A 21,223-nucleotide genomic window follows, 5' to 3' on the forward strand; every position below is an offset into this window, starting at 1 on the left:
CCACGGGGGAGGCTATGAAACTCATCAGACTGTTCGTCGTCATCCTGCTCGCGGCCGTCGCGACGTTGTCCGTGCCGGCGACCGCCGCCCAGGCTACGCAGTACTGGGCCGTTCACCTCGAGAACATCAACTCGGGCAAGTGCATGGCCGCTCAGGTCGGCAGCGGAGAACGCCCGGTCTTCCAGACGACCTGCGATTTCACCGTCGGCAAGTACTGGGATGACCAGCGCTGGAGTTTTACCAATGTGGGCGAGAACGCGATTCAGCGTCTCGCCTCGCCGCAACTGTGCGTCGTCGCGCGCGGCTCCGGGGAGTCCGCCGCGGTGGCGACCGGGTGCGCGAACTATGCGGACCAGAAGTGGCTGTTCCTCTACACCCTCGGCGGCGCACCAGACGTCTACCAGATTCAGAACGTGAACTCGGGTCTGTGCCTGGCCGCACGCGGCTCCGGCGATTCGCGGGTCGTGCAGACCACGTGCGACTTCAACTGGCCGGGCCACCCGTACTGGGCGGACCAGTATTGGTGGGCCGGTTAGCACACGGCCCACGTCGATGCCGGCGTAGAGCCTTGTGCCTGCCGAAAATTGCGTCCACGCTGGTCACGACCGCGCCGGTCGCAGCGGTTGATCTTTGCCTGCTCACCGCACCGTCACTCCCCATCGTCACCGATGACTGCGCGATGATGCCCAATCGCATACCTCAGCGTCACGAACGCGTTCGCGCTGCTGCGACTGCTGCCTCGCAGCGATCGCGACAAGGAGGCCGAGATCCTGGCGCTACGGCACCAGCTGGGGGTGCTGCAGCGCCAGCTGGGCGGGCAGAAGATCCAGTTCCAGCCAGCCGATCGGGCGCTGCTGGCGGCGCTACTTCATCGGCTCCCGCGACGACCCTGCACGGCCTGCACCTGCTGGTACGCCCGGACACGATCCTGCGCTGGCACCGTGACCTGCTTGCTCGCCGCCACGCGAGGGTGTCCCGGCCGCGCCGGCGGGGACGGCCACGTACGGTCCGTTCGATCCGTGTGCTGGTGTTGCGCTTGGTGGCGGAGAACCCGTCGTGGGGGTATCGGCGGGTGCACGGGGAACTGCTCACCCTTGGGGTGAAGGTTGCCGCGTCCACGGTCTGGCAGATCCTTCGTGACGCCGGGATCGATCCTTCCCCGGACCGGGCCGCCACGACCTGGGCGCAGTTCCTGCGGTCGCAGGCCGAGGCGTTACTGGCCGTGGACTTCATCGAGACGATCACGCTCACCGGCACCAGGATGTACGTCCTGGCGGTCATTGCGCATGCCGGTCGCCGCATCCGGATCCTCGTTGCGACTGCGCACCCGAGCGCTGCGTGGGTGACCCAGGCAGCCCGTAACCTGGTGATGGATCTCGAGGACGCGAGGACTCCTGTGAAGTACGTGATCCGTGACAGGGACGGCAAGTACCCGGCCTGTTCGACGCGATCCTCGCCGAGGTCGGGATCACGGTGTGCTCAGCGGCATCCGAATGCCTCGAATGAATTCGATCATGGAACGCCGGGTGCGAACCTGCCGACGCGAGTTGCTGGACCGGACGCTGATCTGGAACCAGCGGCACCTGCTCCACGCGCTGCGGGAGTACGAGCGGTTCTACAACCTTCACCGGCCGCATCAGGGCGGCGCGAATGCCCGGCCGCTCGCTGTGCTGCCCACACCGATCACCGAGCCGGGCCGGCTCGCCCAGCTGAACATCCACCGACATGACCGCCTCGGCGGCATCCTCCATGAGTACGAGCACGCAGCTTGACCTGCCCGGACGACATTCTCGGCAGGTACAGCGTTCGACGGCCCGCTACGGCGAACACGAGTCCTCGGCGGCGTCATCAACCAGTACCGACGAGCGGCCTGACCGAACCAGCAAAACCGCAGGTCACAGATCATAACCGGGGTATTGGCACGGTACAGCCCTGTTCGGGGTTTCTCACTCGGCAGTGCACCGGGTGATCGATATCCTCGGGCCGCTACTCGCGTCGGCGCCGGTACGCCACTGCCCGAAAGACCAGGTCGCGATCGTAGACGGCACCCTGATCCCGACCCAGGATCACCGGCTCGCCGCGCAGAGCAAGAACTACCGCTACTCGACCAACCTGCAGGTGGCGATCGACGCGAACACCCGCCTCGTCATCGCCTCGGGCGACCCGCAACCCGGCAACCGCAACGACACAATCGTGTACCGCAGCAGCGGCATCAACACCCAACTCGCCGGTCGCGAGGTGATGGCCGACGGCGGCTACCGCCGGAACCTCGAAGTGATCATGCCGTACCGCAAGCCCCGTGACGGCAGCGAGTTACCCGAGTGGAAGCAGGACTATAACGCCAGGCATCGCAAAGTCCGGGCCCGTGTCGAACATGCCCTGGCCCGGCTCAAGACCTACAAAGATCCTACGCGACTACCGTCGCGCCGCCCGGACCTTGGCCCTCACCGCATCCGGTATCGCCCACCTGCACAACATCGCTCTGTCCAGCTGACCGGAAACCGGTGGCGAGCAACGCCTGCATCGAGTTACAAGACATCGCTTTATTGACAGCCGTTGGATCGGCTAGCGGAAAGTGCCTTCTTCGAGAAGCGTTTGAAGGAAGGAACTGGGATAGATTTGACGAAATTCGTCTTCCATGAGACCGATCTCACTGGCTTCCTGTTCGGTCAGCTTCCGCATCGCACCATTTGGAGATTCAGCCGAGCCGAAGGGGCCGACGTCGGTATTAGGCCAGATGATGTCGGGTCGATGAAATATTTCAGGTGCTGGGCTGACGTGTTCCAGGAGTTCCTCGTTATGCCCGATCAACCTCCATGCTCCGCTGGCGATCTCACGGTCGTCTGTATATGCGGGCCTGCTCATTTCGTAATTGGCGCTCGATATCCGCGGAGTTCTGGACGGCTTGTCCAGGAAAGCGAGGGCGGTACCGAACTGGTTTATGGCTGCCACGACTCCTAGCCGGTAGCCAGCGCTTCCGGCCGGTATGGCTATCACGTCTCCCCTTGCGAGCTTTACTTTTTTCGCCCGTCGACCACCGACGACCTTAATTGACGATAGATCGGCAGCGGCGACGTCATTGAATTCAATTCTCGAGTGCGCCAAGGCTTCTTTCAGGGCCGAGGCTATTTCGCTTATCGTGGGAGCCTCGCTGGTGTGTTTGCTGATTTGGTCAGCGATATAAATAGAAAGATCCATGCCAGCCTGGAAAGCAGAATCGTTCAGATCCGCGGCTCTCGATACTGTAGACGGCACTACTCCCTTGCTAAAGGACACCCGGTATCTGACGGGAAGCTCTGCTGGTTGCGGGTCAACGCTCTCCGGGACCGCATATCCTAGGACCTCGAGGAATTCGCCGATGCTCGGCGGCCGATGCAGGTCATCTGCGCATTCAGTGAAGACATTGACTGCGAGTTCTGCAGCTTCACTGACGGCTTCTTTGCTCAAAATGCTTTCAGGCATTGTCCCTGTCCCAATTAGCCGAGACCATTAACGTACGATTCGTATTCCGGGCGCTTGAATCGACTAAGTGGATTTTGCCGATTTCCTCTCATCGTCGACGCCCCTCGCCCAATAATTGTACCGTACTTCTCGGCGGTTACCTGTTCATTGAGTCGCGCCTCGCCGTAAGTACGCGTTCCTGGCTGTTCGATGACCTGGTCTTTCGCCGGATCGAAACGGTCGCCGTTCTTGCCGTGACGGTATCCGACGTCACCCTTAGTTTGTCCTGGCCCACGCATCCCGCTGTAATATGGCTTTCCTCCTCGAGCAAGGACGTAGTTCACGAATCCCGGCCGCTTGAGCTTGAGCAGCCGCTTTCCTTTTGGAGCTTTGCTTCCGCTGTCCGCCTTGCCCCCATCCGGCGCTTTTGGCTTCTGCGGAGACGCCTTCTCGGTCGGAGCATTCTTGCGCGGGCCTGACTTGGGGGTCGTCCTCGGCGACGTCTTCTTGCCTTGCGTCGCTCGCTTGGCGCCAGCACGGCCTTTAGCCGCCTGGATTTCTCCGCGGATCGAATGGCTTTCAGCTCTGATTTGTTTCGCCTGGACGCGAGACACCCTGGGCGGCTGCGGTTTGGGTGTTGTTTGGCTTTTCTCGCCGGCGCGGCCGGGGGATTCCGCGATGCTGCGACCGCCTCCGCCGCCGCGTGCGCCGCCACCGCCGCCTCCGGCTCCCCACTTGAGTTTCAGTCCGTCGGGGTCGGTGAAGGTGACGGGGCTGTTGCCGGCGTAGGCGTAGGGGTGCAGTTTGTTGGGGGTCGCTGGGGTCGATCAGGGGATCGGGTGAGAGGAAGCGGCCGGTGGTGGGGTCGTATTGGCGGGCGCCGAGGTGGGTGTATCCGGTGGCGTCGTTGGTGCCGCCGACGAAGCCTTTGCGGTCGGGCCAGGTGGTGGGTGCTGTGCCGCGGGCTTCACCGAAGGAGGTGGTGCGGCGGCGGGTGGTCGCAAGATTGCCGGCGTCGATGGCGAGGTGGGCTGTTCCGTTGTAGTCGCCGATGGTCCAGGTGAGGCCTGCGCTGGTGCGTACGGCGTTGGGGTAGTAGCGGGTGGCGGTTACCTGCCCGGTGGTCTTGTCGCGGCGAAGTTCGGTGTGGCCGAGGTAGGCGGTGATTGCTGCCGGGTCGTCGGCGATGAGGCGCTGGCCGGTGGTGTCGTAGAGGTAGTTGTGGGTTCCGGTGGTGGCGGCGACGGTGGTCAGCAGGTTTTCGGCGTTGAAGGTGTAGGTCTCGTTGATGCCTGGGCCGGTGCGGGTGGCGAGGTTGCCGGAGGCGTCGTAGGTGTAGGCGGTGGTGGGTCCGCCGCCGCGGGTGGTGTGCCTGATGTAGGTGTGTGGCTGGGCGGCTCCGGCGGCGGGTTTGATGTAGTCGCGGGTGGTGTCGCCGGCGGGTTGGTGGACCGTGTCGGTGAGCCGGTTCCCGGCTCGGTCGTAGGTGAAGGATTGCCAGTAGGGGTCTGGGCCGCCGACGGCGGATTGGGTGGGCACGTCTTGGCATTGAGCGGCTGTTGTTGTCCACGCTTCGGTGAGCCGGCGGAGGTAGTCGTATTGCAGGCATTGCTGCGAGATGGTCGTGCCGCCGCTGGTTTCGCTGATGGCTTGGACGTTGCCGGCGGGGTCGTGGCGGTAGCTCTCGGTGAGTTGCTCGTCCCAGGTGTCGGGGCCGCCGGGGTGTTCTGTGTGCGCCTGGCGTTTGGTGTGCCGGCCGGTTGCCTCGTCGAGGTCCTCGTTGAGCCGTATGCGTTTGCCGCTGCTGCCGAGCAGTCCCTGCTTGAATGCGCCGTTCCAGTGGTATTCGGTGCCGGACAGGTAGGTGTCTACGCCGGTCAGGGTGGTGAGGTATCCGGCGTCGTTGTAGGCGTTAGTGACGGTTTCGGCGGGCAGGTCGGCGGCTGCCGCGTAGGTGGTCGTGGCGGGCGATCCATCGGGCTTGTAGGTGTAGTCGGTGGTGTAGGTACCGGCGATGGTGCCGTAGGCGGCGACGGCGGGGATGGTGACCGAGACGCCGGTGGGGTCGCCGAGGTCGGTGTAGCCGGTGACGGTCGTGGCGTATTGCTCGCTGCCGTTGTATCGGGTGGCGGAGGTCAGCAGTCCGGCGCGGAGGGTGTCGTAGGTCCAGCTGGCGCGGAGGGTTCCGGTGATGGAGCCGTCACGGAGTTCTTTGGTGCGGCCGAGCGCGTCGTGGATGGTGACGAGTTTCTTGGCGCGGCCGTCGATGGTGGCGACGAGCTGGTCGGCGTTGTCGTACTCGAGGGTGGTCGTGCCGGTGTCCGGGTCGGTCTGGGTGATGGTGCGGCCGCGGCGGTCGTAGGCCCGGGTCCAGGTGTTGGCGGCAGGGTCCTGGATGGCGGTGAGTTGGCCGAGCCGGTCGTAGGTGTAGTTGGTCTGGTCGTTGATACCGCTGGGTGTGGCGCCCCGGTATTGCAGCAGGGCGGTGGTGCGGCCGCGGGTGTCGCTCAGCACGGTGGTGGGGGTGCCGCCGGCGGGTGGGGTGGTGGTGACCCGGTCGCCGTCGTAGGTGTTGGTGGTGGCCCACTTCTTGGTGCCGAGTGACCACAGTTCTTCGGCTTCGAGGCGTTCGGCGGCGTCGTAGGTGTAGCGGGTCTGGGTGGGTACGGCGGAGTCCGCGTAGGTGACCAGGGTGCCGGTCGGTCCGGAGCTGTTGTTGTAGAGCTCGGTTTCGGTGACGGTGAGGCCGCGGGAGTCGTAGCGGGTGTCGGCGATGACGTTCTTGCCGTCCGGCGCCGTGGTTTGGATCTGGCGGGTGCGGTCGAGACCGTCGTAGATCTCGAAGGAGCCGATCGTGTTGCCGTTCGGCCCGAGTTCCAGGGTTTCGATATGGCTGGTGCCGGTGTCGCCGCGCACGGTGTACCGGTGTTCGGTGCTGGGTGTCTGGGCGGTGGTGCGGCCGGGCTGCCACAGTTTGGTGAGCCTGCCGAGCGGGTCGTAGGCGGCGGTGGTGGTCTTGCCGTTGTGGTCGGTTTCGGTGAGGGGTTTGCCGCGCAGGTTGAGTGTGGTCGTCGTGATGTGCCCGGCGGGGTTTTTCACGGCGACCGTGATCAGGCGTCCGCCGGTTTCGGGGGTGTAGGTGGTTTCGTTGGTGCGGTTGATCGCGTCGGTGGCGGTGCGGATCCGGCCGTGGGCGTCGTAGGTGGCGGCGAGGGTGGCGACCCAGTTCGCGGTGCTGCCGGTGTATGAGTTCAGGTCGGCGGTGAGGGTGACCAGTCCGCGTGTCGGGGCCGCGCCCAGGACGCCGGAGGAGTCGTAGTAGGTGCGCTGTCCGGTGAGGACGTCGCCTGGTCCGGGTGTTGTGGCGCAGGTGGTGGTGACTTCTTCGGCCGGGTATTCGATCAGCCACGCGGTGACGGCGGTGTTGCGGGCGTAGCTGGTGGTGGTGCAGGTGTCGTCATCGGTGGTGGCGGCGTTGCCGCGGTCGATCTCTCGGGTGACTTGGCCGTAGGTGTCGTCGTACTCGTATTCGATCTCGTCCTCGCGCCAGCTGGTGGTGGCGGCGAGGTACTCGAAATTCTCCTGACGGAGCAGTTCGGTGTACCAGGCCTGGGCGCGGGTGGGTTGCAGGTGATCGGGGTGCTCGACGCGTTGCGCGTTGGGTTCGGCGGTGTGCCACGGCGCGTATCGGCTCTTCGTCAGGGCGGTGATGCCGTCGCTGGCGAAGTCGATCTCCTCGAGCAGGAACCCGGCGCGGGGGTTGTGGTCGGTCCAGGCCGTGCCGTGGGAGTCGGTGATCGACGCGGCACGCGCGGTCTCGCCGGCGTCGGTGCGGTCGGCGTTCATCCCCCGGAAGTAGCGGTGCGAGGATTTGGTGCGTGTTCCGCCGGTCGCGCCGGAGGTGACGGTGACAGTGGAGAAGCCGCGCCAGTCCGACCAGCTGCGCTTGGGCAGCGGCAGCGCGAACTTGGCGGTGTCGTTGTGGTGCCACAACACCGGGGTGGACGAGCCGGCGGTGCTGTAGTCGTAGGTGTCGACGACGTCCGGTGAGCCACCGACCAGGTCCCGTTCGGTGACCGTTCTGACGCGGTACTTGTTCCACCACGACCAGCCCGCGGGCGCGTCGGGCGGGGTGTAGTACTGCGGGAAGCAGCGTTTCGGGTTCGCGTCCGGCTCCCCTTGGGAGGAAACGGTGCAGTCGGATCCTTCGTAGGCGATCAAGGTTTGGCCGCCGGTTTCGGATTTCACACTGGTCAGCCGGTACTTGAACGTTTGCGGGACGGCTGCGGAAACGTTGAAGTCAGTGCGGTTGGCGTATTTGGTGCCGCCGAAGGTGATGTCCGGCAGGGTGGCGCTGCCACCGTTCTTCCCGGTGTGGGCGATTTTGGACAGCCACAGGGCGGGATCGGTGGCAGGGGTGTCGCCGTTGGAGGGAAAACTCTGGGTCAAGGCCCACTGGTCCACCGGGATGTCGGCGCCGTCGTTGCGCACCAGCGTGGTGACGATCGACAGCCGCCGCGAGGTCCAGAACGAGGGCGCGGGGTTGTTGTTGCACGGCGCCGCACCGCATTGCAGATCCCACGGTGTCTCGGGCCAGTTCGCCTTCACCGGGGCGGACTCGGTGCCGCAGTCGGCCAGGCATCGGTTCCCGGACTGGAAGTCGACCTTCATCGGCGCCGGAGATTGGAGTTCCGTTCCGGCGCGGGTGCCGTAGTCGATGCGGGTCAGGACACCGGACCGGTCGTAGCCCTTCGTTGCGGTGCCGCCGGCCAGTTTGGTGGAGTTGACCTCCTTGCGGTACCAGTACGACATCGAGTTGCCGTGCGGGTCGACGACGTAGTTGAGGTTCCAGCGCCACGCCATCGAGCACCACGATCCGGCGAACCCGCCGCCCTGATAGCACGGCTCGGCCGACCGGTTCGCGAAGACCGGGACCCCCCACACCGCGTTAGTGGTGGCGTCACCGGCCGCCCACCCGGGCAGCTGAGTCTTGCCGAACCAGAACTGGGTGCCGTCGGTGGTGGTGAGCTTCCACTTCTCGTTGTTGTAGTTCTGCGTCTCACCGGAGGTCGTGACGAGCTGAACCTGGGAGCCGTCGTCGTCGGCGAGCCGCCATTTACCGGTCGCGTCGTCCAGGATCAGTTCGGTGGTCGTGCCGTTCCAGTGCAGGAACGCGTTCTGGTCGCGGTAGCACAGGTCGTCGGTGGCATTGGTGTACTGCGCCGGCGTGGAATCCTCGACGTCGTCGCGGCAGGCCCGGAACTGCCGCTCGATGAACCCGGGCTCATATTCCCAGCCCTCGCCGATCCACGACGCCTGCGCGTTCTCGGCGTTGGTCCGGCCGTCGACCGCACCAGAGTTGTAGACCAACTCGACGTCCGGGTCCAGACCGCCGGGTGACGGCGGCACCGGCATCGGATACGAATAGCTGAAGTCGCCGGACTGCTGCCCCGCCACCCAGGACGAGGCGTCCGCAAGACTGGACCTGGCAAACGTTCCGGTGTCCGCCGAGGCTGCCGCCGCCGTGATCGCCAGGACCATCCCGCCCGCGGCATCCCCGTCCTCGGCGCCGGGCACGAGGACGTCCGCCACCACCGTCGAACGGGCCATGTCGTTACGGGCCGGCACCACTACGGCGGCCTGACAGGCCGGGTCCGCCGGCGTGACAGCCGCGCAGCCCGGCAACGTCACCACCCGCAGACGGCGCGCCCAGTCACCGCCGTACGCATGCTGGAAAGCCGAGTAGTCAACCTCCACCGACACCGGGCCGGGAACACCAGCGTCATCCGACCGGGCCAGCCGCAGCATCAGCCCGGACATGCCGGCAGCGTCTGCCTGCGCACGACTCAGCACCTGCGACCGCATTGATGCCACCGGCGGCACAGCTGCACGCGACGCAGATCCTGCCGCCTGGGGCCGGCCGACACGCACCGGCTGACCCGCGACGGCCACCCGCGCCGTACCGGATTCCGGCAGCGACACCGCAGCCGTACCCGCGACCGGCCAACCCACCTTGCCCGGCTGCCACCGCGAGGTATCCGTCTGCGAAGCGGCAGCAGTACGCGGGGACACCGGGCGGACGACAACCGACCGCTCCTTCGCCGTCTTCAGCGAGACGCCAGGATCGGCCTGCGCCGGACCCGCCGACACCAAGGACGCCACCAAGACCCCGGCGGCGCCGTACACCACAGTTCGGATCCACCGGTGCCAGCGCTCGAAGATGTCCGACGAACCCTGCTCTGAGACCATCCGGTCCCACCCCCACACGCCAATCCGGCAACGGCGAAAGCATCGTATGAACCGGCTACAGAAGTCCACAAGAGACACTACACACGGTCACCTCCGATGGGGATTCACCTACGACATTTGGGGTCGTCGATCACCATCAGTCAGGAGGCATGAGCGGCTCTGTTGCGTTCGCCAATCGGAGGGGAACCCGGGCACGCTTGACCGGTGAAGCATGTCGGGCGGTCGGATTGCTCTCATAGAACGTCCGACCGCCACCTGCGATCCGGTCACAATCGACGGTCGCTGTCCTGGCCGCCGCCGTTGCCGTCAGGTTCGGCGATGCCGCCCCGGAGCACCCGGCCAGCGCCAGGAGCGACAGCATAGGCACCACCCAAGCCATCCGCCGCACGGCCGGCCGGACCGCCCAAACGCATGCACCGGCTGCGACGGTACAGGCGCGAATCCTCCGCAATTCTTGCTTTCGCGATCTCATGACTGACTTTATTTCCTTGATGCGAAACGACGGCGCTGACACAGCCTTCCGGAAGCCGGTCTGGATCCCCGCCTTCCTGCAGAAGGAGGCCGCAGCGGCCGCGCACCTCCAGACAGCGATCTTTGTGGAGAGCCGGATCCGGATGTTGGCTGAGCTGAGGACCCGCAGGATGCGGAGGGTAACAGTCTGGTCGACGCGTTCGAAGCCACTGGCTCGCACCGGCTAACGACCGGCGAAGCCGCCTGAATAAGATCGACACATCAGCCCTGTCCGTCGAAACGGGTCAAGCCCACAACACGATCTCTTGTCGGTCCAGTTGATGAAAGCGACGACGGCGGAGGAGCGTGCAGGACGAGGTCCTTGCGTCGGTCAATTCATCAGACGGGTGTTCGTTGCCGTCTGGGTGACGTCGACGCTGGTCGCGTCATCGCGGTGGGCGAACCGGGTCTGGCTTTGCATCAGGCTTGGATGAGGTGATCGCGATGACGCCCCTTGCTGACACCGACAACGACGACCCTCTCGACCGCTGGCTGCAGACCACCGGCAGCAAACGCGCTCGAGGACAGCACACACGGCCTACTGCGGGCCGCACGCGGTTCGCGTTCTACGGGCGGATCTCCACCGCCGAGTACCAGGATCCGGTGTCGTCACGACAGTGGCAGTACGACAGCGCCGCCCGCCTCATCGACGGACACGGCCAGATCGTGGCCGAGTTCTTCGACGTCGGGCACTCCCGCAGTCTGGCCTGGACGCACCGGCCCAGCGCTGCCGCCCAGCTGGCCGCGATCGCCAGCCCGCACCGCAAGTTCGACGCGATCGTGGTCGGCGAACACGAACGCGCCTTCTACGGCCGACAACTCAAGAAACTGATGCCCTTTTTCCAACGACACAACATCGTCGTCTGGCTCCCTGAGGCCGAAGGGCCGATCAATCTCGACGCCCCGGCCCACCAAGCGCTGCTCCTGCTACTCGGCCATCAGTCCCAGCGGGAGGTACTGCGCTCACGGTCCGGACCAGCGCCGCGATGTGCGCCCAGGTCCGCGAGCAAGGCCGGCACCTCGGCGGCCGCCCGCCGTACGGCTACCGCCTGGTCGACGCCGGCCCACCCCAACCAGGTCCACGCCCGGTGGGGCCGACGGCTGCACCGCCTCGATCCGGACCCGCAGACCACCCGACACGTCCAATGGATCTTCACCCAACGCCTCGCCGGCAACAGCGCCGCCGGCATCGCTCGCACCCTCAACGCGCTCGGCGTCATCCCACCCTCCGCGCACGACCGGGCCCGTAACTCGCATCGCACCGGCGCCGCCTGGACCCTGCGCACGGTCGCCGCGATCCTGGGCAACCCGCGCTACACCGGCCGGCAGGTCTGGAACCGCCAATCAGCCGACCATCACGAGACCGAACCCGGCGACAAGACCACCCGCATTCCTGGCCGGCGGCCGACGCACGGCTGGAACACCAAAGACCAGTGGGCAATCTCCACCCAGCAGGCTCACCCACCACTGATCAATGAAGCTGACTTCGTCCGCGCCCAGCACGTCAACGCGATCACCCGACCTGACGACGGCGGTAGCCCGCGCCACTACCAGCTCACCGGGTTGATCATCTGCGGACTGTGCGGACGTCGCGCCGAGGGACACCGGGCGAATGGTCGCGCCCGCTATCGCTGCCGGCACGGTTCAACCAGCAGCCGAGATGCCACCGCCAGCCGGATGTCCACGCTCTACCTGCGGGAGGACCAACTCCTGACTCAAGCGGCCGCGAAGCTTCCGGACGTCCACCCGAATGATGTCACCGCGCAAATGAAAGCGCGTCAGATGACGATCGTCTGCACCGCGGTCAGCGCCGTCCTCGAGACTCCCGCTGCAACAGGTGAAAGGCAGGGCCCAACGGGACCGATCCAGCCGACGATCCCTGGACTCGAAACGCCGATCAAACGGCGGCAAAGAGGAACCCCCACCGCAGCCCCTCAGGAAACGTGAAAGGGATTTGTGGGGGTTAACGTATCCGGGCTGTTTGAGGACCTGTTGCTGCCTTGACCCGTCCGAGGTGACGGTTGTCAGGGGGTAACCGGATTTGAACCGGCGACCCCTTGTGCTAGACCGCGACGGTTCGCCACTTGTCATTGGTTGTCGAAACCTTGCGTTGAGCTGGACAAACGCAACCAAGCATTGATCAGCAGTTGTCACCGATTGTCGCCCGCCAGCGGGGGTTTTCGGGGGGTAAACGGGGGTGCCGGACCCCTGCTATACGGGTCGTGGGAGTTCGTGTCGGCAGATCGACACATGCCGATACCCAACCCGCCGTCAGCATGAGCACGACCATCTCACTGCCTTAAAGAAATCACCCGCGTTCGATAGCGGCAGGACCTACACCCGCCAGAGGTGTGTGCCTGCTTGCCGCGGCGCTGCGGTCCTAGCGTTGTACCGCGCGGACTATGGGCAGAGTGCCGCGTCAAGCAGATCGAAGCGTAGAGCTTCCTGTGGTATGGCCAGGCCAGCAGTGATCAGGGACAAGGCCGGTTCCCGGACTCCGTCCGGTAGCCAGCCGACGAGCGCGCGGCCGCTGCTCACGTCGATGCTGGGGCCGGTTCTGTGGGGCTGCTGGACCAGCAAAGACCAGAGTTCTTCGGCTGGTCCGGCCGGCACTCCGGCTTGTTGAGCGATTGCGCAGGCGGTTGCGGCGATGGCGAGCCCGGCTGGGTCGAGGTCACCGAGGTAGTCGACGCGTGTCGCGATGAAGGGCAGGTTGTGAATGGACTCCAGGGGCGCGGTGTTGCGCCCTTGGACCCAGGCCACGGCGACCCAGCGCGGCCGGTGTTGTGCTCGCATGATGCGCAGGAGGGTTCGGAAGGTTGCGTGGTTCTCCACGCAGAGAATTGGGCCGGACTGGCTGATCGTGGGGGTGGTTGGTTCCCACGTCAGGGGTGTCGGCGTCCGGTGGCATCGCAGGAGTGCGAGGGTGATCCGGTCGGGTGCCCACAGGGTTGCGCCGCCGCGGGGTGGGTGTGAGTCGAATGCCTTCTCATCTCGCAGGATTTCGTAGGCGCGTTCGGCGGCTTCGACGACGGGGGTGACTCCGCCGTTGGTTCGGCGTAGCCAGTCGTTGACGGCCAGCAGCACGTCGCGTTGGGGCTGCGATAGCGGCAATCGGGTGGCCCAGGGTGCCAGTTCGTCGCGCAGGGGGACGTTCGCGGGACGTAGCCGGTCGGCCGGTGCGGCGGTGCGTGGCAGCGTGATCGTTCGGGGCAGGGTGGTGCGGCCGCGTGTCACGGTTGTGGTCCGGGCGGCCGACCAGAGGTTTTGTTGTGCTCCGGCCTGCACGACCTCGCGTACCAGTTCCGGGGTCGCGGCGGCGTCGAGGTGTGGTGCGAGGGCGCGGATTGCGCGAGCGACGTCGTCGATGTGTCGGCGACCGCCTCGTCCGTCCGGGTCGAGGTGGTCGCGCAGTGCTGCTGGGTCGATGGTCATCCGCCGAGTACCGCCGTGACGTCGCGTTGGATGAGGGTCAGGTCGACGATGTCCTTGGATCCGTCGTCGAGGACGACCACGTTCTCCTTGGCGGAGGGGCGGTGTCTGCGAGCGAGCATGATCGTCCGGTCGAACATCGACAGGGCACCTTTGTCCTTGGGCGCCGCGGTGAACAGGAGTTGGAGTCCGAGTTGGTCGGCGGCGCGGCGCATGGTGCGGACGAATTGGTCGGCGGAGGCCTGACCGAAGGGGTTGTCCAGCCACAGCCAGCCGATGGAGGTGGCGTCGCCGGTGGCGCGTACTCGGGTCATTGTCGCGTAAAGCAGGACGCCGGCGGTGACGCTTTGGCCGCCGGAGAAGTTCTTGAGTTCTGCGACGTCGACCCGGTCGAGGGACAGGTCAGTGTGGGGTTTGAGGATGCGGACCCGGAATGGTGCGTCGACCAGGGCGCGGGTGGCGCCGAAGAGGAGCGACTGGGCGTCGGTGCGTGTTGTCTGCTCGGTGAGCAGGCTGTGGACGACGCGGGCGACCCGGTCGACCGCGACGGACTCGTCGGCCGGGAGTGGCTCGTGGTCGATGATGACGAACTGGCGTTGGGACCAGTCGCCGAGTCCGTCGGGGAGCCGGGATTGGTTCTGGTAGGCACGCAGGCGGTCCATGGCGGTGGCGGCTTGGATGTGCAGCATGTTGGCGCAGGTGCGTACCCGCTGTTCGTGGAGGTTCAGGTCGTCGCGCAGGGTTGCCGCTCGTTGTTCCAGCTGTTCGGCCAGGCGTTCGGCTTCGGCGGGGAGCTGGGCGTCGGCGCGCAGAAGGGTGAGCAGGTCGATGACCCGGGGGTCGCCCGCATCCTCGACCTTGCGTGCGTGGGGGCCGTTGGCATGCGCACGGACGGTTCCGGCTGTTGCTTGCTGGACTCGCTCGGCGTCGCCGAGTGCGGTAGTGCTTTCACGGAGTCGTCCGGAGACCTCGGTGATGCGGTTGATGAGGTCGCCGGTGTCAGCCCACCGCTTTCCGGTCAGTGTGCTGTCGCCGAGGTGGCGTAGCGGTTTGATCGAGGCGTCGACGAGTTGTCGGGCCAGGTCAGCTTTCTGGGCTTTCTCGGCTTCGCTGGTGACCTTGCGGTCTTCGAGGCGCTGGGTGTCGAGCAGGTCGGCAGTTAGCGAGTCGAGTTGGTCTGCGTGTCGGTCCGCGTCGGCGGGGTGAGTCACTCGGAAGGCCCCTGGGATGCCTTCCACGTCAGGGGAGGTCTTGTCGGTGGTATCCCTGGTCCATCGGTCGTAGTCGGCCGCGGTCCTTTCGGCGTTTGCTCGGGCCTTGGCATATTCCTCTCGAGCTTGGGCCTCGCTCTGGCGCGCGGACTCGATCGCGGCGTTCAGCGCCACGGGGTGGCGGGCCGCATCGGTGGTGGCCAACTGCTTGGCAAGCGTGCGGCGGGCAGGGTCGGCGTCGAGTTTCGCGTTGAGGTCGGCCAGGCTTTGGTTGGTGTGGCGGAGCTGCTCGCGCATCGTGGGATCGATAGCGGCTTGTTCGAGTGCTTCTTGCGCCCCGGCCAGCCTGGCCTTGATGGTGGTCTCGTGGTCGCTGGGCAGTGGTCCCTGTGTCGTCGGTGACAGGCCTTCCGCGCGGATTTTCTCGGCGGTGTCCTCGTGGAGTCTGGTGTATTCGGTTACTTGCCCCGCCGCGGTGTCGGCCTCGGCGATCAGGAGGGGGCGGCCGTTGGTCAGGTCCTCGACGCGACGGTCGATCTCGGCCACGGCGGCGCGCAATGCCGGCAGCTGTCGTTGTGCCTCGGCACGTGAGTCAGCGGCGGAGATCACCGGGGCGAGCAGGCGACGGGTGTCGGCTCCTTCGTCGTGCAGTTGCTGGGCGGTATCACGGATAGTTTGCTCTTCGGTCTGCTGTTGCTCGAGGTCGGTCACCCGACCTGCGGCCCGGTCTTGTTCTTCTTGGGCAGCTTCGCGCCGTTCGTTGGCGGTCCTGAGCCGCTGGACATACTCGGGCCGGGGGTCGTCGGGCAGGTCGTTCCACAGGCGTGACAGCGCCGCGAGGATGTCGCGGGTATCGGCCGCGCGGTCGGTAGCGCGTGTGAGACGTTCGGCTGCTTCGGTGTGGGCCTGGGTCGCGGAGTCGATCATGTCGCGGGCTGCTTGCCGGTCGAAGATGCCTGGATGCGGCAGGACGATGTGTGCGCGGGTGCCTTCGTCGTTCTGGGCGTGGGCTGCGTTGTTGGTGTCGACGACGGCGCCGACCCAGAGGGCGACGTCGAGGTCGAGGTCGCCGATGGCGGTGACAGCCTGGTCGACTAGTTCAGGGTGCGCGATGACGACGCCTGAGACGATGTCTGGGCGGGCGCGTGCGAACGCGGCGGCAGGCTCCGGGGCCATTGTCTCGGCAAGCCATTGCCAGCCCGGCCAGGCTGGTATCTCGGTGTTGGCGTGATCGCGGCACCGCCGGGCGGCTTTCTCGGCGATGGCGGGCGGGGGTAACAGGCCGTTTTCGCCGACGGAGTCCAAGACGCGTTGCGCGGCGGCGAGCTCGGCCCGAGCTGTGGCTGCGTCGGCGTCGGCAGTGGAGATGTGTGTGGTGCAGGCGTCGTTGAGCATAATCCGCTGGGCCCATAGATCGATGGTGTCGATGTTGCCGACGACATTCACCAGCCGGGTGTCGCGGGCGAGCTCTTCGACGCGGTGACTGGCCTCGCGGAGGCGCCGGTCGGCTTCGGCAGCCTCGGCGCGGGCGGTGGCGGCGCGTTGACGCGCGTCGGATTCCCGTCGCTGCTCAACGGCGATCTGGGAGCCGATGTCGCGGAGCCTCTGCCCGGCGGTTTCCCGGGCCAGGCGGGCCTCGGCGACCCGCTGAGCCCATGTCTGGTCGACGGTTGCCGGGTCGGCTCCCTCGTCGAGCAGTCCACTGGTCACGGCGTCGGCGATCGTCTGCTCGGCGTGGGTGACGGTCAGTTCGGCCTGCCGCGTCTTCTCTGCAGCGGTGGCGTGCTCACCGACGGCGGCCTGCAGTTCGATGTCTGCCTCGCTGAGTATGCGTTGGGCTTGCTGTTTACGGGCCCGGGCTTGCATCAGGTGATTGGCGGCCTGGTCACGGTGATGGGTGAGGAGCCGGGCGAGATCGTGGCGGTAGCGGAGTTCGTCCTGATGAAGGACGGAGTGTTCTTTCTCGGCCGCCTGTAGGCGTTCGGTGAGGCGGGCAAGCTGGCCGGCCGCGGAGGTGGCCTCGAGGACGTCAGTGACGATGTCCCAGGCGGCCAGCATCGCGGCTGCCTCGTCTCTGCGTTCTTGCAGCGTTTCAGCTTCGGCAGCGGCTGCCTCAGAGCGTAGTTGGGCTGCGCGCATCTGCATGCGTAGTCGGTGGGCCTGTGCGCGGCGCAGAGTCGCGGTCACCTCCCGTCGGCGCTGGTCGTGCTGTCCCTTCCGCTCGGTGGCGGTGTCTCGTTCGAGGCACAGTCCGGCGATCGTGGTGTCCGCATCGGCGATGACGCTGCTGGCGTTGGCCTCCGCAGTGGCCAGTGCACGCCGGCGGGCGGCAACGTCCTCGTAAGCCACTGCCAGGCCCAGCAGCGGGTCGCTGAGCCGTTCCCACAGGCCGAGCTCGTCAGCCCAGCGAGGCCGGGCGGCGGCGTTGGTGCGCAGGACGTCAATGCTCTTACGGATCTGTTCGACCGTGGAGGTGGGGGTGATGGCTCCGATCAGCCAGCTGACGAACGCGTCGGAGTCGTGGAACCGCATGACCCGGTCGACGCCGCCCTCGGTCGCGTTCATGACCGTCTGAAACCGGACCTGTTCCAGGTCGATGCCCGCGGCTACGAGCCAGTCGCGCCACCGTCGCTGGTGTTCTGCCGGGGTATGGGGCGGGAAGGCTCCGCCATGCGGCAGTATGCCGCGTAGTAGGTCGGTGAACTGCGTGCGTGTTGCCCATCGTCCGGTGTCCGTGCGAAACGGCAGGGTGTCGATGGTCGGATCATGCTGGCCGCCGACCCATCCATAGAAGTGGCGCAACAGCTTCGACGGGTTCTCGAGGTCCTGCACTCCGTCGGCCCAGTGCGCGACAAAGCCGATGACAATGCGCTGCAACTCGCCGTTGACCACCCGTGTTGCCTGCTCTACGACGTGGCAGACGTCGCCGGAGCGCACCAGTTTGGCCAGCGATCGGTCTGAACCGCCGCGGATGAAATCACGTGCGTCTGGCAGATAGAGGGCGAACCGCAACGCGGTGATAGTGGTCTTGCCGCTGCCATTGTCCGCCCACAGCGCCGCGTGGCCGGTGGGTTCGAGCGGGTCGGACCACCGGATGTCCAAACCTTCCAAGCGCGACTCGCGGAAGCCGGCCCCCGCCAGGTAGGTGCGCTCCAGCCGCCAGCCTGTTTGGGTCACAGTTCGTCCGTACCCGTTGGTTTCGCTGCTGGCTGGGATTGAAGACGATCCGGCAGGCCCGTACCGATGATCGTCTGCCAGACCAAGGGTCCCCCGGAGGCAGCCGCATGGGCACGGAAACGGTCGGTGGAACGCCACACCTTCAACTCGTTTCGAGGTGCGCGCATCGTCCGGTCCACGACGAGCAGGCCGAACGCGGCTAGCATCGTCAAGGCGTCCTCGCACATCCGTAGTGTGCAGTCGCGTTTGAGTTGCCCGGTCGGGGTTTCGGCGACCTGCTTGCGCCTGTGGGCGTACTCACGCCACGCCTCCCCGAGCCTTTCGTCGGGTTCAGCGTCGTCGGTGTCGATCGCGGCGGCGTGCTCGCGGATGAGCCGGTCCACGTCGACGGCGGTGAGCCGGCGGGTGCCGGGGTCGCGCACGGCGCGCGCATTGGGATAGCACCAGGCCGCGGCGGCACCCAACGCCAATCCGTACACCATGCGGTCGGCCACGCCACGGATGCGTAGCCAGCCGCTGGTGTCCTTCACCGCCAGAGGCGAGTCGGGTTCTGCGGTCAGCACCAGCCCGGCGACCCGGTCGGCGCCCAGCACCCGTATCCCCATCGCTGCCGCTGTCTCATCGAACACGCTTCGCAGGTCCGGGTCTGTGTGGTAGCGGTCCAGCAGTCGGCTGTAGACATCGATACGGCCGGGAGCCGCTTCCGCGTCCAGCCCGTAGCGGAGGAGGAGACCCGCGTCGCGGGCCTCGTCACGAACTGACACCCTGCGCCTCCGTGCGATAGACGAGCAGATCAGGTAGATCAAGGTCTGGGTGTCGCGCGCGTCTGCCGTCGTCGATCGCCCACCAGTCGTCCTGGAAGTCCGGCGCACCGTCCGGGCGCCATAACATCATCGCGTCCAGCACGAGGAGCAGCCGCAGGCGGCGATGCGCCGTCCGCAACGACCCGCAGAGCTTGACCAGTTCCGCGACCAACGGCACCTGCGGATTCGCGAACAACTCGTCGCAGTCAGCGAGCAGGTCTGCCAGCCGAGCCTTGTCCCCAGGCAAAATACGGCGCGCTCGCAGGGCATGCGCCACGTTGTGGAACTGCTCCGGGAACTGTTCGTAGACGCCGTCGGCGTCCTCCAGCGCCTCGGTTGCAACCTCTGTCCCGTCGTCTTCGACTGTCTGCCGGGGCGCCGCGAGCAGCCGATCGGTAAGCGCCGTGAAGTTCAGCAGCACCCCGGCGATGGGTGGGCCCCAATCGGCGCCATGCGGCAGCTGAGCACCGGTCAGCAGCGCGGACAGCACGTCCGCGGTCGGGTCGATGTCACCGGCGGGCATCGCGGTGAAGGCCTGGGCTGCCTGTGCGTCCCGCCAACGCGGCGTCGCGCCGATCACATCGGTCTGCAGCTCGGCGAGGATTTCCACTGCGTCACCCAGCCGCGATGCGGCACGACTCAACGCCCGTACGGCCGCCGGGTCTTCCTCGTCGGAGGCGTCCGCCCGCAGGCTCTCCAGGTGACGCAACAGCGTCCCGTCGACGTGGATACGCCGCTCCACGTGAATAGTCGCCGCGACCAGCTCCGGGCGCAGAGTGTGTAGGTAGTCGACGCGCGTGACGTCCCGTTCCGCCTCCACGATCATCCGGCGCACGTTGGCGGCATAGGTGCGCGACAGGGTCAACGCGTCGCCGGCCGACTCGATCGCCGCGTCCAGCCGACCGCTGTCGGCCTGGGCCTGCATCACGGCGATGACCGCCTCGTGCTCATCCTCCAGGGATCGATTCGTCGCGATCAGAAGAAGCGCCACCGCGCTGTTGTCCACGTTCACGTGAAGCGATGCGCCATCGGCAGCCAAGGTCTCATACAACACCCGCACGGGCAACATGACCATCTTCCAGCCCGCGTCCGGATCGGCGTACTCCACGTCGAAGTACGGGCTCGGCTCGCCGTGGCGTAGCAGATGATCCAAAACGTGCGCCGCGACGTGCGCATGTTCGTCGGCGGGGCGGCCGGGAGCCATCGCGGCTGCCGTCCGGGACATCTCGGCTAGAACGAGCTCACGTGGTGCACCGAGGTTGCCGTCCAGGCCGGACGACAGCGCCACCACATCCACGGTGACCTGAACCAGCGCGATCACGTCGTAGGCCGCCCAAGCGACGCCGGAGGGATTACGAGCCCGGTACAGATGCAGGTCGAAGATCGGCGCGAGGTGCGCCAGAGCCCGACGGCGCCGACCGGCTGACCCGGCCAACGACGGAACTCCGGTTCCTCTCATGCCCGGCCTTCCCGCGATCCGCCGCTCATCGAGCCCGGCCGCTGACAGGGCAGGTGACAACGGATCGTCAACAAGACGGACACGCTACGCACTGTATGCCAGAGCGTCATTGTGGTGAATCCTTGACTTTGCCGCCCCCGGTGACCTCGCTCGGCTGGTGGCGTCAAGGTCACCAGCGGCGAACATCCTAGGATCGTGGGCTACCCCTCGAGGTAGCTGCGTTGCCGGCTTGAATCCCATGAGATCAGCCGCCTACTGCACGATGGTGGGCGGGCAGATGGCACGGCCTTCGTACTCGACGTGTTGCCGCCGCCCGAGGAAGGCCAGCATCGTGCCGGCCCCCGCGCCCAGCGCGGACCTGCGGCGATCACCAACGCGGCCGGGCCGGCCGGCGCTGCGTTGTCGGCCTCAGTGAGTGTTCGAGAGTGGTGTCGCACGGCGTGTCCACGTTGTGGTTCGTGACGCCGTGAAGGTGTTGGGGTGGAGCGTGAGCGGCGGTATCCGTCGGACTTGACCGATGGGCAGTGGGAGATCGTGGAGCCGATGCTCCCGCTGATCAAGTCACCGGGTCGGATCCCGAAGCATCCGCGGCGGGCGGTCGTGGACGCGATTTTGTATGTGGTCCGTTCTGGCTGCTCGTGGCGGCAGTTGCCGGTCGATTTCCCGCCCTGGCAGACGGTGTATTGGCAGTTTCAGCAGTGGGAGCAACGCCAGGTCACCGAGCGGATCCTGCAGGAGCTGCGCGAGCAGGTCCGCATTGCCGAGGGCCGCGAGCAACGGCCGGCGGCAACGGAACCAGCACCGTCTTGCCGCCCTTGCCTCGAATCTTCAGGACCCGGTGGCCGTGTTCCTCGCCGAGGTCGGCGATGTTCGCGCCGCAGGCGTCGAAGATCCGTAGCCCGAGCAGGCCGAGCATCGCGATCAGGGCGAAGTCGTTGCGG

Annotated in this window: 11 protein-coding genes and 2 pseudogenes; 5 read left to right on the top strand and 8 right to left on the bottom strand. The window is 66.4% G+C overall.

Annotated features, from left to right (window positions below):
- Positions 1-14: 14 nt before the first annotated feature.
- From ACZ6TI_RS42390 to ACZ6TI_RS42400, 3 genes and pseudogenes are all read left to right on the top strand, one after another.
- Positions 15-536 carry an RICIN domain-containing protein gene (locus ACZ6TI_RS42390; protein WP_465350945.1) on the top strand — a complete coding sequence of 174 codons (522 nt, stop codon included), beginning with the start codon at positions 15-17 and terminating at the stop codon, positions 534-536.
- A gap of 978 nt (positions 537-1,514) precedes the next feature.
- The gene (locus tag ACZ6TI_RS42395; protein WP_465350946.1) at positions 1,515-1,772 is read left to right on the top strand and encodes an integrase; all 258 of its coding nucleotides are present in this window, start codon (positions 1,515-1,517) and stop codon (positions 1,770-1,772) included.
- A gap of 160 nt (positions 1,773-1,932) precedes the next feature.
- A pseudogene (locus tag ACZ6TI_RS42400) lies at positions 1,933-2,494 on the top strand (transposase family protein); the annotation flags it as partial.
- Between the two features lie 71 nt (positions 2,495-2,565).
- Here the strand turns inward: ACZ6TI_RS42400 and ACZ6TI_RS42405 are convergent.
- Genes ACZ6TI_RS42405 through ACZ6TI_RS42415 form a run of 3 tightly spaced genes read right to left on the bottom strand, consistent with a single transcriptional unit; the run spans position 2,566 to position 9,261 of the window.
- Entirely contained in the window at positions 2,566-3,462 is an 897-nt protein-coding gene (locus ACZ6TI_RS42405) for a hypothetical protein (protein ID WP_465350947.1), read from the bottom strand.
- 14 nt (positions 3,463-3,476) lie between these two features.
- Positions 3,477-4,055, bottom strand: coding sequence for a hypothetical protein (locus tag ACZ6TI_RS42410; RefSeq protein WP_465350948.1), 579 nt, complete (start codon positions 4,053-4,055; stop codon positions 3,477-3,479).
- Entirely contained in the window at positions 4,021-9,261 is a 5,241-nt protein-coding gene (locus ACZ6TI_RS42415; RefSeq protein ID WP_465350949.1) for an RHS repeat domain-containing protein, read from the bottom strand. Before ACZ6TI_RS42415 ends, ACZ6TI_RS42410 begins: the two co-directional genes overlap by 35 nt.
- Before the next feature lie 1,374 nt (positions 9,262-10,635).
- Here ACZ6TI_RS42415 and ACZ6TI_RS42420 point away from each other — a divergent pair.
- Positions 10,636-12,147, top strand: a complete 1,512-nt coding sequence (locus ACZ6TI_RS42420) for a recombinase family protein (protein ID WP_465351022.1) — start codon at positions 10,636-10,638, stop codon at positions 12,145-12,147.
- Between the two features lie 453 nt (positions 12,148-12,600).
- Here the strand turns inward: ACZ6TI_RS42420 and ACZ6TI_RS42425 are convergent, their stop codons facing one another.
- Genes ACZ6TI_RS42425 through ACZ6TI_RS42440 form a run of 4 tightly spaced genes read right to left on the bottom strand, consistent with a single transcriptional unit; the run spans position 12,601 to position 20,282 of the window.
- Complete coding sequence (locus ACZ6TI_RS42425) at positions 12,601-13,635, bottom strand: hypothetical protein (RefSeq protein WP_465350950.1); 1,035 nt, start codon at positions 13,633-13,635, stop codon at positions 12,601-12,603.
- Positions 13,632-18,020: a hypothetical protein gene (locus tag ACZ6TI_RS42430; protein WP_465350951.1), complete on the bottom strand. Its 4,389-nt coding sequence runs from the start codon at positions 18,018-18,020 to the stop codon at positions 13,632-13,634. Before ACZ6TI_RS42430 ends, ACZ6TI_RS42425 begins: the two co-directional genes overlap by 4 nt.
- Entirely contained in the window at positions 18,017-18,784 is a 768-nt protein-coding gene (locus tag ACZ6TI_RS42435) for a hypothetical protein (protein WP_465350952.1), read from the bottom strand. Before ACZ6TI_RS42435 ends, ACZ6TI_RS42430 begins: the two co-directional genes overlap by 4 nt.
- Positions 18,771-20,282, bottom strand: coding sequence for a hypothetical protein (locus ACZ6TI_RS42440; protein WP_465350953.1), 1,512 nt, complete (start codon positions 20,280-20,282; stop codon positions 18,771-18,773). The genes ACZ6TI_RS42435 and ACZ6TI_RS42440 overlap by 14 nt, the downstream gene beginning before the upstream one ends.
- Before the next feature lie 543 nt (positions 20,283-20,825).
- On the opposite strand from ACZ6TI_RS42440, the pseudogene ACZ6TI_RS42445 reads away from it, so the two are divergent.
- Positions 20,826-20,951: pseudogene (locus tag ACZ6TI_RS42445) on the top strand (transposase); the annotation flags it as partial.
- Positions 20,952-20,997: 46 nt separating this feature from the next.
- On the opposite strand, the gene ACZ6TI_RS42450 reads toward ACZ6TI_RS42445, so the two are convergent.
- Positions 20,998-21,198 (bottom strand): hypothetical protein, encoded by a 201-nt coding sequence (locus tag ACZ6TI_RS42450; RefSeq protein WP_465351026.1) that lies wholly within the window; start codon positions 21,196-21,198, stop codon positions 20,998-21,000.
- Between the last annotated feature and the right edge of the window lie 25 nt (positions 21,199-21,223).

The organism is Actinoplanes sp. NPDC051388, from assembly GCF_055586225.1.

Coding starts and splice junctions, on each gene's coding strand:
- ACZ6TI_RS42390 (WP_465350945.1), top strand. CDS start 15: ATGAAACTCATCAGACTGTTCGTCGTCATCCTGCTCGCGGCCGTCGCG.
- ACZ6TI_RS42405 (WP_465350947.1), bottom strand. CDS start 3,462: ATGCCTGAAAGCATTTTGAGCAAAGAAGCCGTCAGTGAAGCTGCAGAA.
- ACZ6TI_RS42395 (WP_465350946.1), top strand. CDS start 1,515: ATGGAACGCCGGGTGCGAACCTGCCGACGCGAGTTGCTGGACCGGACG.
- ACZ6TI_RS42425 (WP_465350950.1), bottom strand. CDS start 13,635: ATGACCATCGACCCAGCAGCACTGCGCGACCACCTCGACCCGGACGGA.
- ACZ6TI_RS42450 (WP_465351026.1), bottom strand. CDS start 21,198: ATGCTCGGCCTGCTCGGGCTACGGATCTTCGACGCCTGCGGCGCGAAC.
- ACZ6TI_RS42440 (WP_465350953.1), bottom strand. CDS start 20,282: ATGAGAGGAACCGGAGTTCCGTCGTTGGCCGGGTCAGCCGGTCGGCGC.
- ACZ6TI_RS42415 (WP_465350949.1), bottom strand. CDS start 9,261: ATGTCCGGGCTGATGCTGCGGCTGGCCCGGTCGGATGACGCTGGTGTT.